At 45.4% G+C, this 16789-nt stretch carries 15 protein-coding genes; 6 read left to right on the top strand and 9 right to left on the bottom strand.

What is annotated here, in order from left to right; all coding sequences use genetic code 11:
• The first annotated feature begins 122 nt into the window (after positions 1–122).
• A complete protein-coding gene (locus QUB16_RS01120; RefSeq protein WP_333313424.1) occupies positions 123–1499 on the top strand; it encodes an ATP-binding protein in 1377 nt (458 codons plus the stop codon).
• A 108-nt stretch (positions 1500–1607) separates the two neighbouring features.
• Here QUB16_RS01120 and QUB16_RS01125 read toward each other — a convergent pair whose 3' ends face one another.
• A complete protein-coding gene (locus QUB16_RS01125) occupies positions 1608–2408 on the bottom strand; it encodes an ion transporter (protein ID WP_333313425.1) in 801 nt (266 codons plus the stop codon).
• Between the two features lie 25 nt (positions 2409–2433).
• Here QUB16_RS01125 and QUB16_RS01130 point away from each other — a divergent pair, with 25 nt between their 5' ends.
• The 3 genes from QUB16_RS01130 to QUB16_RS01140 all read left to right on the top strand — a co-directional run bounded on the left by QUB16_RS01130 (position 2434) and on the right by QUB16_RS01140 (position 5384).
• Entirely contained in the window at positions 2434–4170 is a 1737-nt protein-coding gene (locus tag QUB16_RS01130; protein WP_333313426.1) for a pentapeptide repeat-containing protein, read from the top strand.
• Between the two features lie 272 nt (positions 4171–4442).
• Positions 4443–4964 carry a hypothetical protein gene (locus tag QUB16_RS01135; protein WP_333313428.1) on the top strand — a complete coding sequence of 174 codons (522 nt, stop codon included), beginning with the start codon at positions 4443–4445 and terminating at the stop codon, positions 4962–4964.
• 75 nt (positions 4965–5039) lie between these two features.
• The gene (locus tag QUB16_RS01140; protein WP_333313429.1) at positions 5040–5384 is read left to right on the top strand and encodes an NAD(P)H-quinone oxidoreductase subunit M; all 345 of its coding nucleotides are present in this window, start codon (positions 5040–5042) and stop codon (positions 5382–5384) included.
• A 235-nt stretch (positions 5385–5619) separates the two neighbouring features.
• On the opposite strand, the gene QUB16_RS01145 is transcribed toward QUB16_RS01140, so the two are convergent.
• A complete protein-coding gene (locus QUB16_RS01145) occupies positions 5620–5976 on the bottom strand; it encodes a hypothetical protein (RefSeq protein ID WP_333284326.1) in 357 nt (118 codons plus the stop codon).
• 930 nt (positions 5977–6906) lie between these two features.
• On the opposite strand from QUB16_RS01145, the gene QUB16_RS01150 reads away from it, so the two are divergent.
• Both QUB16_RS01150 and QUB16_RS01155 read left to right on the top strand, forming a co-directional pair.
• A complete protein-coding gene (locus QUB16_RS01150) occupies positions 6907–9222 on the top strand; it encodes a protein phosphatase 2C domain-containing protein (RefSeq protein WP_333313431.1) in 2316 nt (771 codons plus the stop codon).
• A gap of 162 nt (positions 9223–9384) precedes the next feature.
• Positions 9385–10110 (top strand): glycosyltransferase family 25 protein, encoded by a 726-nt coding sequence (locus QUB16_RS01155; RefSeq protein WP_333313433.1) that lies wholly within the window; start codon positions 9385–9387, stop codon positions 10108–10110.
• A gap of 393 nt (positions 10111–10503) precedes the next feature.
• Here QUB16_RS01155 and QUB16_RS01160 read toward each other — a convergent pair whose 3' ends face one another.
• The 7 genes from QUB16_RS01160 to QUB16_RS01190 all read right to left on the bottom strand — a co-directional run.
• Positions 10504–10869, bottom strand: a complete 366-nt coding sequence (locus QUB16_RS01160; RefSeq protein ID WP_333144302.1) for a DUF1823 family protein — start codon at positions 10867–10869, stop codon at positions 10504–10506.
• Positions 10870–11017: 148 nt separating this feature from the next.
• The gene (gene gap, locus QUB16_RS01165; RefSeq protein WP_333313707.1) at positions 11018–12049 is read right to left on the bottom strand and encodes a type I glyceraldehyde-3-phosphate dehydrogenase; all 1032 of its coding nucleotides are present in this window, start codon (positions 12047–12049) and stop codon (positions 11018–11020) included.
• A gap of 638 nt (positions 12050–12687) precedes the next feature.
• Positions 12688–12999 (bottom strand): P-II family nitrogen regulator, encoded by a 312-nt coding sequence (locus tag QUB16_RS01170; protein ID WP_223300725.1) that lies wholly within the window; start codon positions 12997–12999, stop codon positions 12688–12690.
• A gap of 1 nt (position 13000) precedes the next feature.
• The gene (locus QUB16_RS01175) at positions 13001–13972 is read right to left on the bottom strand and encodes a sodium-dependent bicarbonate transport family permease (protein ID WP_333313435.1); all 972 of its coding nucleotides are present in this window, start codon (positions 13970–13972) and stop codon (positions 13001–13003) included.
• A 203-nt stretch (positions 13973–14175) separates the two neighbouring features.
• The gene (locus QUB16_RS01180; RefSeq protein ID WP_333313708.1) at positions 14176–14910 is read right to left on the bottom strand and encodes a glutathione peroxidase; all 735 of its coding nucleotides are present in this window, start codon (positions 14908–14910) and stop codon (positions 14176–14178) included.
• Positions 14911–15251: 341 nt separating this feature from the next.
• Positions 15252–15893 (bottom strand): Uma2 family endonuclease, encoded by a 642-nt coding sequence (locus tag QUB16_RS01185; RefSeq protein WP_333313437.1) that lies wholly within the window; start codon positions 15891–15893, stop codon positions 15252–15254.
• A 42-nt stretch (positions 15894–15935) separates the two neighbouring features.
• Positions 15936–16789 (bottom strand): sulfotransferase (locus QUB16_RS01190; RefSeq protein ID WP_333313439.1); only part of this gene is annotated, 854 nt, incomplete at its 5' end.

Raw genomic sequence — 16789 nt, forward strand, 5'->3', positions numbered from 1 at the left:
TTTGAGCGTATAGAGGTGCTTTGATAACGCCTCCCGTGAGTTTTCGGATTCATTCAAGAATCCCCGTGGCTTCAGCCTTGGGGAGTATCAATTTCCCAGCGTTTCGGCAACTAAAAGTTCCAGTGGCAAATAAATTCAGTTCCAAACTCCTTGGCCCTTCACTCTCCGAAGGCAGCCATCAAGACCTTTCCCTAGAGTCTACACTCTGGGATTTGCCCCTGTATGACTTTCAGGTTAAATCGAGCTGCTTAGCCGTGGCAGTTGCCGAAATGTTTGAACAGCACCCCCTAGTGCCGGGAGTCGTCTTGATGGAAGCAGGAGAGTTTGCTGGCATGATATCCCGCAGGCAACTGCTGGAATATTTGCTCAAACCCCAAGGCCCAGAGCTATTTTTGCAGCTGCCACTAAAAGTTCTCTACAGTTACGCTCGCGTCGAAATATTATTGCTTCCAGAGAGTACAACCATATTGGCCGCCGCCCCACAAGCTCTGCGTCGATCGCCCGAATTGCAGGCAGAACCGATCGTCGTCCAAATAGACTCCCAATCTTACCGACTCTTAGACCCTAACGCACTAAACATCGCATACTGGCAAATTCGCGGCATAGAAACTCAAGTCCGCTACGAAAGAGCCCAAACTCAAATGATTCAAAGCGAAAAAATGGCTAGTTTAGGCCGTTTAGTCAACGGAGTCGCCCACGAAATTTTAGATCCGGTAGGCTTTATTTGGGGGAATTTAACCTACGTAAGCGACTACAGCAAAAACTTGATGGAATTACTCTCAGTTTACGACGCATACTGTACCGATCCCCCGCCGGAAATAGCACGGCTCAAAGAAGAGATAGACTATGACTTTTTGCAAAACGATTTTCTCCGAACTGTGGCCAGCATCAAATCAGGCGCAGAACGTTTGAGCAAGTTGGCAACCAGTTTGCAAAACTTCTGCCACATCGACGATATTTATCCGAAACCAACCGACTTGCACGCCAACATAGACAGCATACTTTTGCTGCTCAAAAGTCGTTTGACTAGGGAAATCCAAGTAGTGAAAAACTACGGCTACCTGCCACCAGTGCCGTGCTATGCAGGACAGCTAAACCAAGTATTTATGAATATCTTGACCAATTCTATTCATACATTAATTAACGAAGCAGTCGGTCAAGAATTGGCGAAAGAGTTCAAAGGTGGAGGACTCAGAGAGGCGGATCGCCAGCCTAAAATTGAAATCACAACTCAAGTCTGCTGTCCCGAACCGGCGTCGGATTTAGACAAACTTCATGTTCGCTGGGTTTCGATTTGCATAGCAGATAACGGGCCAGGAATGTCACCTAGCAAGTACAAAAAAATCATAGAATCATTCTCTACGGAAAAACGCGCCCTCAAAGAAACCAGTTTAGCAGTTAGCTATCAAATAGTGACGGGCAAACACGGCGGTGCATTCAGAATGCGATCGGAGTTAGGCAGAGGCACTGAATTTGAAATTTTGTTACCCTTAGCTTAAAGAAGGAAAGCACTACACGGATTTTGACACGGATACACGGATGAATTATCTAGGGTGAGGCAGTAGTCAACAGTCAACAGTCAACAGTCAACAGTCAACAGTCAACAGTCAACCATTATCTAATTGACTGCCGCACATTTTACAAAATCTAGCATTAGCATCGTGTACAGACCAACCGCAACCTTTACAAACAGCTTCTCCGTGATTAGCACTTTTAACTAATTGTTTAATCAAATCCCCCAATTGCCAAGGAATCAGAGCAATTCCCGTCAAAATCATCAAAATAGTCAGAAAACGACCGGATTCCGAAATCGGAGTAACATCGCCAAATCCCACGGTGGTCATGGTGACAACCGAGAAATAAACAGCATCCAAAAAAGTCGCAAAACTTTCGGGATTGGCCGGATGTTCGACTTGATAAATCAAACCAGAATAAACAAAAATTATTGCCAGCAAAGTAAACAAAATCCGAGCAAAAATCACCCCATCTTCGCTGCTGATGCGGAAAATAGAAATTTTTAATTCCAGAAAACGGATGAGTCGGAGAATTCTAAACCAGCGAAAAATTCGGATAAAACTAACGTTGACAAATCCCAGTAAAAATGGTAAGATTGCGAGCAAATCAATAATTGAAAAAAAACTAAAAATAAATTTAACTCGATCTTCGGCACACCACAGCCGCAATAAATACTCAACTGCAAAAACGATTAAAAGGACGGTATCGAGAGTTTGAAAATTAATTCTAACAGATTCCGAAATCGGGTAAGTTTCGGCGATGAAGCTGGCGGAAGATAAAAGAATGAGTCCGGTAAGAGTTAAATTGACGGTTCTGCCAATGGGGGTTTCGATATCTTCGAGATAAAATCCAATTTGCGATCGGGTTAACATAGATGAGATAATTAATACCATTTATGAGGTAAGGGAATTATCGCATATGAGTATCGAATTAACTAAGGGTGAAAGGTTCAATCTTTCTAAAGAAACTCCTGATTTCAGTAAAATTGCGATCGCCCTGGGTTGGCAAGTCAGCCAGACAGCACAAAACTGCGACATTGACGCATCTGTTTTTATGTTAGCGGCGGACGGTCGCATTCCCGATGAAAAGTATTTTGTATTTTACAACAATCTGACATCGCCGGACGGTGCGGTGCGGCATTCAGGAGACAGCGCGACTGGGCAAATAGACGGAGATGATGAGACGGTTTATGTGGATTTGAGTAAAATCAATTCGGCGATTCAGGAAATTGTGTTTATTGTGACTCTTCACGAGGGACAGGAAAAGAATCAAAGTTTTAGTCAAGTTACAAATGCTTTTATCAGGCTTTACAACCGAGAAACTCTTAGCGAATTGGTTCGGTACAATTTAAATCAGATATTTTCCCAAGAAACGGCTTTAGAATTTGGACGCTTGTACAAGAAGAATGGCGAATGGAGGTTTCAGGCGGTAGGACAGGGATATAATGCTGGGTTGCAAAGTTTTGTAGATAAGTATTATGTTGAGAATGCGGTGGAGAAAAGCTCGAAAGCTGGTGAGAAGGTTGATGATGCTGAGGTTGTGAGGCGGTTTAGCGATCGGGTGGATCGGTTATTGCGCGAAGAGGCGATCGGGGAGACACCGATTCCAGTATCTAGGGAAGCGGTAGAACAGCCGGCTGCTACTCCTGTGAATGCGGATACTGTGCAATCTGAGGAAGAGGCAAAAATAGATGATTCTGCACTAGAAAATCTGGAACCCGCTATTAGTGCTGAGGAATTTTGGAAACGGTATGAAGATGGAGAACGCGACTTTACAGGGATTAACCTAGCGGGAGTGGATTTAAGTGGCAAAACTCTCGACTCTAATGTCAGTCTAAGTCAAGCAAACCTGAGCAGTGCCAATCTAACAAAAGCCAACTTAACAGGAGTAAATTTGATTGGAGCTAACTTGCAAGGGGCAAATTTGAACTTAACAAACTTGCGAAGCGCAGATTTAATTCAAGTTAATTTGAGTGGCGCTAACTTAATTAAGGCAACATTGTCTTCCGCAAGACTAATTCAGGCAAATTTGAGTCAAGCTAACTTAAGCGAAGCAAACTTAAATAGCGCAAACCTGACTACAGCAAACCTCAGTAGAGCTAACTTAACTCAAGCAAGTCTACATAGTGTTAACCTGACAGGAGCCGATTTAAGTCACTCGAAGGTAACTAAAGTGAACCTAACTTATGCAAACCTCAGTGGCGTTAACTTAACAGGGGTAAGTTGGGCTGGGGTAAATCTTGAAGGAGTTAACCTTAGTGGCATGAATTTAAGTGGGGCGAATTTGACGGGCGCAAACTTAAGTCATGCTAAGTTGATTGGGATTAACTTAAGTGGAGCAAGTTTGAGTGGGGCAAACTGTTTAGGCGCTAACTTGGATGGTGCTAATCTCACAGGGGTAAATTTGATTGGGGTAAACTTACAAAGTGTTAATTTGAGCGGGCAAAAATTGAGTGGTTTTAATCTTTCTGGGGCTAATCTAAATGGAGCAAACTTAAGTGAAGCAGACTTAAATTCTGCAAACTTGTGCGGGGCAAATTTGAGCTTTGCAAACTTAGAGAAAACTAACCTGAAGGAAGCTAAACTGCTTGGGGCAAACCTGGAAAAGGCAAAACTCGCAGGTGCAATTATGCCAGATGGCACAATTCACGAATAAATTCGATCGCCAATATTAAAAAGCAAGGTGGGCAATGTATTGGTGTGAAGTTAACCGAAAGTCCACCAGGGAATGAATTCCCTGGCTAATAGCTTAAGTCCTCTGAAGAGGACTAATGAGTTCTTCAGTCCTCTTCAGAGGACTTTTGCTATGAGGCAGGGGTTTAAACCCCTGCCGGACTGAGGGAAATAGCGTTAAATTGACACCAATGGTGTGCATCGCCCTAGAAATAGATTAGGATTAGTATTAAATATCAAATACATAGATTTTCCATGAATGAATCTGACACAGAAATTATAGAATCTACCCTCAGATGGATGACGGAGTTTGTCGAGTTACCGCATCCAGTTTTCAGCGATTTACCGATTTGTCCCTTCGCTAAAAAAGCACGCTTGGCTAATCAAATTTTATTCAAAATCGAGCGGTTTTCAGCGCTGACTGAGTTCGATCGCGATGCTGCCATAATGACATCAATTTATGAATTTTACAATTCGGAATTTGAGATCATGGTAGTAATTAATCCAGAAAAAACTGCAATTAGTGCGCCAGAAACTAAAGAATTGATAGACAAATTGAATAATCAGATTTCCGAGTTGGGCTTGCTGGCTTTTCACATCCATCCCGAAGAAGATTTTAATATTGACGGGCTTCATACTAGGAGGATGCCGTATCCGGGCTTCACTGTTCAAGTAAATTCTAAGCTGAAGCCAGCTTCCGATTCTTTAGAGAAAACTGAATATTACAAAAATTGGACTGCCGAACAACTAAAAAATTTCGGGATTCCGAGAAATTGACGATCGCCCACCCTCCCCGCGCATCTCTGTGCCATTACAATTAATTCAGCAAAAAATCTTTACACATAAGAAGTCATGCAGCTCAAGTCAACAACCCGCCATATTCGCATATACACCGCCATCCTCGAAGATAACGAACTCGTCCCCAGCAATGACCTTTTGACGCTGGACATTGACCCAGATAACGAACTTAACTGGAACGACGAGTCTGTCAAACAGGTATATGCCAAATTCGACCAACTCGTAGACGCTTACGAGGGCCAAGATTTGACCGAGTACAACCTCCGCCGTATCGGTTCGGAGTTGGAGCACTTGGTACGATCGCTCTTACAAAAAGGCCAAATCAGCTACAATCTCAACAGCCGCGCTGTCAACTACAGCATGGGATTGCCTCAAGTTGATTCCAAAGTTCACCTGTAAAGGCGATCCTCTTCGAGGGCTTCGCTAACGGGCGATCGGCATTTATGTCAAGTTAAGATTGAAACCCATAATAAATGTCGCTTGTAGCTGAGTTTCGATCGCTCCTACTCCTCTTAATTAGGGGAGTAGGGGGGAAAAGAGGGTTCTGTTTCCTCTCTCGCTTTGGGGATTGAGGGGGATTTAGACTTGGATACAGAGGAAAGGTGGAGATGGGGAGAATTGAGAAAATCTGCTTTTATTCTTCTTCCTGCTTGTTTCTGACTCCTGACTCCTGACTCCCGGCTTCTTCCTTCTTCCGAGTGCCCTCGGACTTCTCCCCCGCCTCCCCAGCATCAACCGGAGAATTTGGAACGTGATCTCGTTCCAAAAACTGTTTAACTGCGACTTGGCGGTTGGCCATAAACTGACCCCAAGCGCCGGGAAACATCCCATCCAAGGTTTCCACCAGTGCCCAAACCTCAAGATTCATCACTTGGTAATAGAAACTGTGAGAATGTTGAATGCTAGTGAGTATTTCGTCTATTTCAACAGCAGGCGGCAGCTTCGGATCGGGCAAATTCTTGGGAAAGGCGCTGGGATCATGTGGGTGCATGGTTCAATACTCAACAGCTTGCAGAGGCCGGTCAGTCGATTTGAGATTTGAGATTTTAGATTTTAGATTGATTCCACAGATGAATCTGCGGGCTTGAACTAATATCTAATTTTTTTTGCTCTCCACGACTCCTGTCGGGGGCTTGCGTCCATCAGTCGATTTTAGATTTTAGATTTGAGATTTTAGATTGACTCCAGAGATGAATCTGGGCGCTTGAACTAATATCTAATTTTTTTTGCTGTCCACGATTCCTGTCGGGGGCTGGCATCCGTCAGTTGATTTTAGATTTTAGATTTGAGATTTTAGATTGACTCCACAGATGAATCTGCGGGCCTGTATCCGTCTTTGGGTAGGGTTAAATTTAACTTCTGTTGCGAAACTAGGGTGCGAGGCACAGATGACCCTTCGCGAGAAAACCGACAATTGATATTTATTTATACCTGTCGGCTCAGGTGATTTCTACCTAGCTGCATCATACCATTAGAGTTAGTCTAAAATCTCAATTCCCTTGAGTGCTGCGATTTCTTCGGAAATGGCCGCTATCAGGAATATGCTGAAAACAGCGTGATTTCAAGCCGAGGACTTGGGCGTCGCGCGATCGTCTAACTCTGAAAGCTCCTAGCAAGAGTCCTCGGCGGGTTAACAAAATGGTAGACTATTTGTGTCAGTACAAGACATTAAAACCTACCCCTAGACTGGGGGAAAGTCACGCCTAAAACATTGTCAGGAGATATCGCTACGCACACAACAGTGCAAACGTGGTGAGCCTAGGAACCTGAAAAATCAGGATATTAGGACTGCGAAGTCTTAAGAATCTCCGTCTGTTGAGAAAGCGGGGGTGTCAAATAATCGCCACGTATCAACCCGTCGAGGTTCAATCGCTAAAATAGTTCAGATCAGCACGCTTGCCCAAAGGCGTCAGGAACCCTTATGCAAAACTCTGTGGCAAAACACTACTTATGGGCTTTAGGTGAAGGGATCAAAGGGTGTAAGCCAGGCGATCTGATCGCTGGTCGCTACTTGGTCAAGCGCGATCGACTTCTTGTCGATACTCAACCCGAACACTTGCCGGAACTGCCCGATGAGATTCCGAGTGTTGTCACTCCTTATCTGAGACTGTTTGCCTATCAGTTGCACGTACCTCAAGTATACGGCCTGGTATCGTCCAAGATGAGCAAGCTTTCGGGAGATATCTGGCTGCTGGAAAACGGGCCGATTTTGAAGGTGACGGAATCTTTAATGCCGGAATTGGCGGACTCCTGGAAAGGAGCCGCAGCGATGCGGCAGCTCAATTGGCTGTGGCAAATGGCCCAGTTGTGGCAACCGTGTATCGCTCAAGGCGTCGCTTCGACGCTGCTGACTCCCGAACTGCTACGGGTGGAAGGGCAATTGGTGCGGTTTCTGGAATTGCAGCCCGATCGCAAACCGCCTCATTTGTCGCAGTTGGGCAAATTGTGGCAGCAGTGGCTAGAAGATGCTCACCCGGCTATTGCTAATTTTTTGAGGCAACTTTGCCAGCAAATGGTTGCCGGTCAAGTGCGCCACGGCGAACAACTGATGGGCCAGTTGGATAAAGCTTTGGCAAAGTGCGGCCGATTTTACGATCGTCACGTTGAAATTGCCACGGGCACGGATGTAGGCAGATCCCGCGCTCACAACGAAGATGCTTGCTATCCCCCCAGCGGTACGCTGTTGGCAGGAAATCCGGGGGCGGAAGCTTGCGCGATCGTCTGCGACGGTATCGGTGGACAAGACGGCGGCGAAGTCGCTTCGGAAGAAGCAATTGGTGTACTGCGCGACAAGTTGGAGCAAATGCCCCTGCATCAAGCTAATTGGGACCCGTTGAGCCTGACTTCCAAGCTGGAACGGGCGGCTTGTGCTGCTAACGACAAGATAGCCAGCCGCAACGACAGCGAACACCGCCAAGGCCGCCAGCGGATGGGAACTACCCTAGTTATGGGTTTAGCCCACATTCACGAGCTCTACGTCGCCCACGTCGGAGACAGTCGGGCTTACTGGATTACCCGCACCGGCTGCTATCAAGTTACTCTCGATGATAATGTGGCTTGCCGCGAGGTGCGTTTGGGCTACTCTCTCTACCGGGATGCTTTGGAACAAGTGGCCGCCGGAGCTCTGATTCAAGCTTTGGGGATTACTTCGTCCAACACTTTGCACCCGACTGTGCAGCGTTTTCCGGTGGATGAAGACTGCGTTTTGCTGCTGTGTTCCGACGGTTTGAGTGATAAAGACCGGGTTGAGGAATGTTGGGAAGCGGAGATTTTGCCAATTCTCGACGGTAGCATTAGTTTGGCTAAGGCGCGCGATCGACTGATTGAGATTGCTAATACTAGAAACGGTCACGATAACGTCACTGTTGCTTTAATTCACTGTCAAGCACATTTGAGGGAAGACGGCAATACTTTTACAGAACTGTCTGTCGCACCTTTAGATACGCCGATCGAACTCATTTCCGACAGCGAGGATATGCCAACGGATTTGACAGAAAGCACAAGCCTGGGCGAGGGGAATTCTCAAGGAAAAACGCTGTTGTTACCGCCGGAAAAAAGCAAAAGTTTATTTTCGCTGCTGCTGAAAATTTTATTTTTATTAGGGTTGGGGGGTGTATTTGCTTATTTTTTCATCCCTCCGGTGGGTCGGGCGATCGATACTGCCGGGGAGTCGATTTTCGGGAAACGCGGTTTAATTAATGCTGGAAGCACGCCGGAGAAAACAGTTGAATCTGTAGCTTCTCCGGTCAAATCTTTAGAAACAGGCTCGTTTATAGAGATTAAAAGTTCTGCGGCTGGGGAATTGGGAAAAGAGGGCGATCGCTTGGATTTGCGAGGCGCAATCGGTGAGTTGACTGTCAAAGGAACAGTCCCCGCCGGCAGCGTTTTGCAGGTGACAAACAAACAGCTTACGCCTCAAGGCAATTGGCTGGAATTGAAAGTTTGTTCGATTCCTGAAATAGTGCGATCGAACTCTCCGAAACCCGAGTCAAATAAAGATTTTTCTACAGTTTCAAAACCGACACTGAATCCATCTCCCGCTGTGGCAACTCCCACTCCCTCGCCTTCCCCGGTAGTTAAGCCAACAGTTGAAGTAGAAAGCGCCAAGCTGCAACCGGGCGAAATTGGATGGATTCAAGAACAAGCTGCTGTTGATAAGGTACTCTCCAACCCAGCCCCCAACCCAACTCAACAGGGGAAATGCGTTGCTTCTGACTCCAATCCCAATGCTAATTAAACTGTTAATGCTAGCTCCGATCGAGGTAATTTCCGTAAGTTTAGGAAAATGGAAGATGCAGCTTGCTAAAAATAGAATAGTTTAAGGCAGACACAGACCTCAAATAAAATTTGAGATCCCTCAAGCCGAAGATTCCTCAACTTTTTGATTCGAGATAAAACTATGACGAAAATTACAGACTATTTCCAGGGAGTTTATGCGGTAAATCTCCCTGAGAGGAAAGACCGACGCCAACTCATAGTCAAGGAATTAGAAGAAGCAGGAATGCCCCTCACGCCCCATAAGGTTGAGATATTTCCCGCAATCCGCCCCGACGAAGCTGGAGGTTTCCCAAACATTGGGGCGAGGGGATGCTTTTCCAGTCATGTAGGTATTCTCAAGCAGGCAAAACAGGAGGGGTTGAGCAATATTTTGATTGTAGAAGACGACCTAGAAATTTCAGCAAAGTTCAGAAGCGACCAAGCTGTTATCGTCGAACAACTGTGTCACCAAGATTGGGATTTCGTCTACTTCGGACACCTCGAAGAGGTTGAACAAAAGTCTCCTGTCGCCCTCGTACCCTTTTCTGAAGCGATGAGAACCACTCATTTTTACGCTGTAAATGGCAGGATTTTCGATCGCCTCCTGCGGTTTCTGGAAGAACTACAACAGCGACCTCCGGGACATCCCGACGGCGGCCCGATGCACCTCGACGGAGCTTATTCTACTTTCCGATCTCAAAATCCTGATGTTGTCACCTTGATTGCTTCTCCAAACCTTGGGTGGCAAAGGAGTTCCCGTAGCGACATCTCTCCTAATGCCTGGTTTGACCGTGTACCGGGGTTTAGGCAATTGGCAGGTGCAGCCAGAACCAGCAAAACAAGGCTAAAGCGTTGGCTTTCTAGTTAATTGAATTCGAGTTTAAAATCCTTCGCTTATATCAAATCTGTTAGCACAATCGCCCGGAAAATAATTAATACCAAATCCGGGTTTATTACTCCCTTTATGAAGGCGGCGGTTGAAACCTTTTGACCTCAAACTATACACATAAAGTCTGCCGCAGTCCGGTGTCAGGGTTCGGGGTGAGGATGTTGGAATTGGCTGGTTTTAGTGTGTTTTGACTTTCAACAGGCTTAATTTTTGTTAATGAACCGCAGAGGACGCAGAGGACACAGAGAAAGAAAGGAAGAGTTTAATCAAGCTTTCAATCCTTTATAGGGATTTAGGGGTTTTCCTGCCAATAAATTTAATATCTCTGTACTTTAACGGTGGCCACAACCGCGCAGCCATCCCAAATTCCTTTTACGCCCCAGATTCGATAAAACCCATCAACCAATTAGCCATCGTCGCCCTGCGAGTCTGTCGGGGCCCGAATTCCCCAATTTTATAGCCTTTAAAGCCCAATTTTTCCTTCAGCAACTGCTTGTTTTCTGGAGGGGTCGATCGAGTCAATTTCACAGTCGCCGGCCTAGAATCGATAAAATCCGGCGGTTCCGGGTACTCTTGCCGCCACTCGGCTGCAACACCTGCACTGTTCCACTTGCCAGTCTCGGCATCCCAGCGGTAGCCCAGATACAGCCAAACTAATCGGTTGACGGCAGCATCGTCGATTTCTTCGTTGAGGATAGCCCAAATAGTTTCGTTATTCAGCGGTGGTAATTCAGACATAAGCGCGATCGAATCGGAAATAAAAAAAGTTTAACTCACATTAAATAATATTATCAGGAACGGGCTCTCCGGCCCGTTCCACAAAAAATCATAGGAATTTGTTTGTGGGTGAACCTCCGATCCCGCCCAAAATGCCACCCCCAAAAAATTAATTATTCAAAATCCCGTCTTTCTCGGCCATCGACAGCATTAAGTCAATCACGCGGCAAGAATAACCCCACTCGTTGTCGTACCAGGAAACAACTTTGAAAAACTTAGAATTCAGTTCAATTCCCGCACCTGCATCGAAAATGCTCGATCGCGCGTCGCCCTGAAAATCTGTCGAAACTACCGCATCCTCAGTATATCCAAGAATGCCTTTGAGTTCGCCCTCCGAAGCTTTTTTCATTGCCTCGCAAATTTCTTTATAGCTAGTTTCCTTCGCCGTTTTGAAAGTAAGGTCAACTACAGACACGTCGGGAGTTGGCACGCGCAAAGCCATTCCCGTCAATTTTCCTTTCAATTCTGGCAACACCAAAGTAACAGCTTTCGCTGCACCGGTCGAAGATGGAATAATATTTTGCGCCGCACCGCGTCCTCCCCGCCAATCTTTTTGGCTGGGCCCGTCTACAGTTGGTTGAGTAGCTGTCATTGCGTGAACTGTCGTCATTAAACCTTCTTCCAATCCGAAGTTATCGTTGATTACTTTGGCAATTGGTGCTAAACAATTCGTCGTACAGCTAGCATTAGAAACAACCGTATCTTTTGTCGGGTCAAATTTGTGGTGGTTGACGCCTACTAGAAAAGTTGCCACTTTTTCCGGGTCTTTTGTCGGTGCTGAAAGTATTACTCGTTTTGCTCCCGCCGTCAAGTGTTTTGATGCGCCTTCAAAATCTGTAAACAATCCGGTAGATTCTACAACATAATCTGCGCCGGATTTACCCCAAGGCAATTCTGCCGGATTTCTAATCGATGTGCAGGGGATAAATAGTCCGTCAACGACAATCCCGTCTGGTTTGCTTTCAACTTCGCCGTCGTAAATGCCGTGGGTGGAGTCGTATTTGAAAAGATAAGCCAGGTTTTCTGGCGAAACTAAGTCGTTAATGCCGACAAATTGGATGTTGGGGTTTTTGATGCCGGCGCGCATGACTAGCCGTCCGATGCGACCAAATCCGTTGATGCCGACTTTTAATGCAGCCATGTTTAAACTCCTATTGAAAATCTCGTTAGTCGATCGGGCGTTAGCGTTAGCGAAGCGATCCGAAGGAAAGCCCGCCCCTACGGGGGCTACGCCAACGAAGAGGATCGCCTGTTGTGGCTTAGAATTTACCACGCTTACGGATTTTTGCAACTGATTCTTTTCTATATCTTAAGAATTCTGAATTCTGCCCCGGCTGGGAAGGGCAATTAATCCTGAAAAGACCGCTGACTAATGGCTAATGGCTGATTTTTGTCAACTTGTAAAAGTGCTATAATAGACATAAAATATTTTCAAAATTGCATTTTTTAAATCAGCCTAAAGTAATAATAAAAAACTTATCCAAAAGGAGAAACGGATTAGCATTCTCACCAGTGACGATTGTCGGAACCAAAGCCTAGGATGAAAGTCGCAGATACGCGCAAGGACACGGCATTGCCCTGTCCATACACATATGGCGTACAATCTATAGCAATCCTTGCAGGAGTCGTAAATTTTTTACCCCACCCCAACCCTCCCCGAACTCGCGGGGAGGGAGTAAGAAATTCACAAATGATGCGAGGATTGCTATATGTGTAGCTCAAATTTTCCGAATTGGTATAATGACTAATGACTAATGACTAATGACTAATGACTAATGACTACCCGACGCACCTAGTAATTAGCAATTCCACCGCATCTGAAATAAAACACGACCCACCAAATTTATTGAGCACGGGTCTAATGTTTTCTGCAACTGCAGAAACTTGAGCTGGTGAACAAAAAGCAAGCACATAAATGTTATCCAGCGCCGTCATTGATGAATCACGGGAAACATGATCCCTAGTGCTTTTTCCAGCTACATCACGAATCACCGAATAACCGGGTACGCCAGCTTTGTCTAAACCGTCTAAAATCTTGCCGAGTTCTACTGAGTGGGCTATGATTTCTACTCTTTTGACTGACTCCATCATCTCACCTCCAAAACATATTGATTCCGTATAGATACAGGGGAATGCCTACAATGATATTAAATGGAAATGTCACTGCTAAGGCAGTTGAAATGTAAAGACTTGGATTCGCTTCAGGAACAGTTAGGCGCATGGCTGCTGGTACTGCTATATAAGAAGCACTCGCGCACAATACGGCAAACAGCAAAGTGTCTCCCTGCGGCATTCCGATTAATTTGGCTATTAGCAAAGCAATTACTGCGTTGACTATGGGAATTAGGATTGCAAAGCAGATCAGAAAAATTCCTGCTTCTTGCAAATCTTTAATTCTGCTGGCTGCAACCAGCCCCATGTCTAGCAAGAAAAAAGTCAGAACTCCGTAAAACAAGTCTTGAGTAAACGGACTCATAACTTCCCAACCGTGTTCTCCTGTCAGTATACCCATAATTAGGCTGCCAATGAGTAGAAAAACTGAACTGTTTAGGAATGCTTCTTGCAACACTTCTGGCCAAACTATTTCGCGTTTTCCTTCTTCCCCGCCAAATACACTGACTAGAATGAGACCAACTATAATTGCTGGGGATTCCATTAATGCTAGCGCGGCTACCATGTAACCGTCAAAGTCGATCCCCTGTGCTGTGAGGAAGGAGGTTGCGGTGATAAATGTGACGGCGCTGATGGAACCGTAGGTGGCTGCGATCGCGGCGGCATTGTAGGAGTCGAGTTTTATCCTCAGTATGAAAAAAGTATAAATGGGTACTAGCATTGACATCAGCATCGCGGCCACAATTGTCAGGGCAACTTGCTGGTCAATTCCGCTTTTGGACAGTTCGACGCCGCCTTTAAATCCGATCGCAAACAGCAGGTACAGCGAAAACAGTTTGGGGATGGGCGCTGGAATTTCTAAATCAGATTTGAGAAAAATTGCCAGCATTCCCATGAAAAAAGCTAATATGGGCGGATTTAAGATATTTGACGCGACTAAACTCAAATCCACGATCGTTCACTCCCATTTCTTGCGTTTTTAATATTTCTTCCCCAGTAATTGTGGCACGAGAATGGATAAATAGACCGATCGAACTTGTGACACGAAAGCTCGATCGGGCTAAATACCGCCAAATACCCCAAAGGCGCACAGTGCACACCCTACAACGAGTAAGGCGTGCACTCGACACCCGCAAGCTAAGTATTGTGGTTTAACTAAGCAACACCCAAATAAGACTCTAGGGCTTCGGAACCACCGATCAACTTGCCGTCGATAAATACTTGCGGCACAGTTGTAGCCCCAGTCATAGCCCGGAGCGATTTGGTTGTGATCTCCCGGCCCAAGACAATTTCTTCATAATCCAAGCCCTTTTGACTCAGCATTGCCTTAGCCTTAGCGCAGAAGGGACAGCCCATTTTTGTAAACAGCGAAACTACCTTCGGCTTCGCTGCTGCGGAGTTGATGTAGTTGAGCATCGTCTCGGCATCGGACACTTTGAAAGGGTCGCCCGGTTCATCAGGCTCAATAAACATTTTTTCAACCAAGCCATCTTTTACCAGCATCGAATAACGCCAAGACCGCTTGCCAAAGCCTAAATCTGTTTTGTCTACCAGCATTCCCATGCCTTCGGTAAATTCGCCGTTACCGTCGGGAATTAACGTCACATTGTCTGATTCTTGGTCTTTTGCCCACTCGTTCATCACAAAGGCGTCGTTGACGGAAATACAAACAATTTCATCTACGCCGTTTTCTTTGAAAACTTTGGCCAATTCGTTGTAACCGGGGAGGTGCGTGGACGAACAAGTGGGAGTAAAAGCCCCAGGCAGCGAGAACACTGCTACGGTTTTGCCTGCAAATATATCATCGGTGGTGACATCGACCCACTCGTTGTCTTTGCGAGTGCGAAAGGTGACTTTGGGTACTCTTTGACCTTCTTGGTTCGTCAGCATGATTTTAAATTCTTGGGTACTTGGGTTCAATTCCTTTGCTTATTATAGCGTACTCATAACGAGTATGAGTTGTCAAGGGGAGGCGAGTTTTTTTCTCGGACTTGGGCGCGCGCGCGAGCTCAGTTCATTGTCTTTGCGACAGATAGCAGATTTAAAACTTGCTGTTTAACCCTCTTTTGTCACTCTGGAAAATTAAAAATGAGAACCAAATTTTCAACTGTAGATAGATCAAGGATTTGAGCATTTATTTTCTAACAGAATGGCCCAAATCAAGGTTTTTGGTAAAAGCCTTATGATGTAACCATCCCAGATTATTTTCTGCCGAAACTGACAAAAGAGGGTTAAGTAGGTCGGCAATTCTGTCTCCATTCCTTTGCTGCTGCTAACGGGTGAGGATTTTTTACACATTCTCTCAACATATCGATATCAATTCCCGGTAGCAATTCGCTTTGTGTGATTAATTCATAACCGCAGTTGGACACGAATTCAACCGGAATTTCTTCTCGCAAATGGTAGATAGAAAATCGGTCATTTCGCCAGAACCAAACCTCTCGCACATTCAACCTTCTATAGAGTTCTAGTTTATTGATGCTGCCACTGGTAACAATCACTTCAATTACCAAATCGGGAAATTCTTTATCTGTGCCAATACAGTAAGCTTCATCCGGTTCCGTACCGCCACGTTTTTCCTCTTGTCGCAGAGTTGTAGACCCAAAAGGAAAATATTCTATTTCAGCTTCTACAAAGTAAATTTCTAGCAGATTTCCAATGCCAGTTTTGCGACTTTCATGGCGGCGAGAAGGTGACATAATTTCCAAAACTCCATCTAAATAAGTAACTCGATATCCTGCCGCATCTCCAATCCGATTCAGCAGTGTCTCGTATTGTTCCCAGTTGGCGCTATCGGTAATGTAGCGATCTTCAGGATCTTGGCGTTGGAGTGCTTGTTCCTTAAGTAGCGTATCTAGCTCGAACGTCAGCATCGGTATTACCTCCTTACAAGTTGTTCTAATCTTAGCTCAACTTTATTCCCAATCAAACTGCCTCCCCAAATATTCCTCTAATTCCTGATTGTAAGGTCGGAAATAATCGCTCAACCTGTCGCGAACCGATTCATTTACCCGCTGATAAGAACCAGGATTAGCATTTTGGTATTCAGACAATTGATATTCCGGCAAATCTAAAAATTCTAAAACTTGCTTGACAGTTGTCGCCGCACCTGCATAAAAATCTTCGCTTTTCAAAATTAACAACTGTTCTGGGGGAAAGAAAGTCCGCCAGTTTTTTATAAATTCTATGTACCTACCGCGAGCTAAATAATTCCCCGGTTCTTCGCCGATGATGTATTCTGGATTTTGACTCAACCGTTCAACTTCATCGCTAATTGCTCGATCGAGCGATCGCGCTTCCCAATTTAAGCCAGCCAAGCGGTAAAATTGAGAAATCGCCCGATCGACCGGATTTCGCAAAAGTACAATCAGTTTAGCCTCTGGAAACGCGGTGTAGAGACGTTCCGGTGCTTCCCGAGAGTCAAAATAGCTCGGACTTGCTTCGCCAGTTACAAATTCCTCTCCCGAAGGCATTGGTGGAAAATGAGCCAAATACCAATCAATCCCTCTGTCAAAGTGCCACGAGAAAAAATCCATCTCCTTTTTAATCGGAGTCAAAATTTGCGGGTGTTGAGCTAAATAAGTATACAGAGAAGTCGTCCCGCACCGCTGACAACCAATAATTATAAAGTTAGGAACTTGGACTGCTTTTAAGTTCCAATTTTGTGGAACAGGCATCTTGCCTGTATCTGCTTGTGGAACAGGCATCTTGCCTGTATCTGCTTGTGGAACAGGCATCTTGCCTGTATCTGCTTGTGGAACAGGCATCT

This window comes from Microcoleus sp. D3_18a_C4 (assembly GCF_036702415.1).
Taxonomy (GTDB): Bacteria; Cyanobacteriota; Cyanobacteriia; order Cyanobacteriales; family Microcoleaceae; genus Microcoleus.

Coding starts and splice junctions, on each gene's coding strand:
- QUB16_RS01125 (WP_333313425.1), bottom strand. CDS start 2,408: ATGGTATTAATTATCTCATCTATGTTAACCCGATCGCAAATTGGATTT.
- QUB16_RS01130 (WP_333313426.1), top strand. CDS start 2,434: ATGAGTATCGAATTAACTAAGGGTGAAAGGTTCAATCTTTCTAAAGAA.
- QUB16_RS01135 (WP_333313428.1), top strand. CDS start 4,443: ATGAATGAATCTGACACAGAAATTATAGAATCTACCCTCAGATGGATG.
- QUB16_RS01140 (WP_333313429.1), top strand. CDS start 5,040: ATGCAGCTCAAGTCAACAACCCGCCATATTCGCATATACACCGCCATC.
- QUB16_RS01145 (WP_333284326.1), bottom strand. CDS start 5,976: ATGCACCCACATGATCCCAGCGCCTTTCCCAAGAATTTGCCCGATCCG.
- QUB16_RS01150 (WP_333313431.1), top strand. CDS start 6,907: ATGCAAAACTCTGTGGCAAAACACTACTTATGGGCTTTAGGTGAAGGG.
- QUB16_RS01155 (WP_333313433.1), top strand. CDS start 9,385: ATGACGAAAATTACAGACTATTTCCAGGGAGTTTATGCGGTAAATCTC.
- QUB16_RS01160 (WP_333144302.1), bottom strand. CDS start 10,869: ATGTCTGAATTACCACCGCTGAATAACGAAACTATTTGGGCTATCCTC.
- gap (WP_333313707.1), bottom strand. CDS start 12,049: ATGGCTGCATTAAAAGTCGGCATCAACGGATTTGGTCGCATCGGACGG.
- QUB16_RS01170 (WP_223300725.1), bottom strand. CDS start 12,999: ATGATGGAGTCAGTCAAAAGAGTAGAAATCATAGCCCACTCAGTAGAA.
- QUB16_RS01180 (WP_333313708.1), bottom strand. CDS start 14,910: ATGCTGACGAACCAAGAAGGTCAAAGAGTACCCAAAGTCACCTTTCGC.
- QUB16_RS01185 (WP_333313437.1), bottom strand. CDS start 15,893: ATGCTGACGTTCGAGCTAGATACGCTACTTAAGGAACAAGCACTCCAA.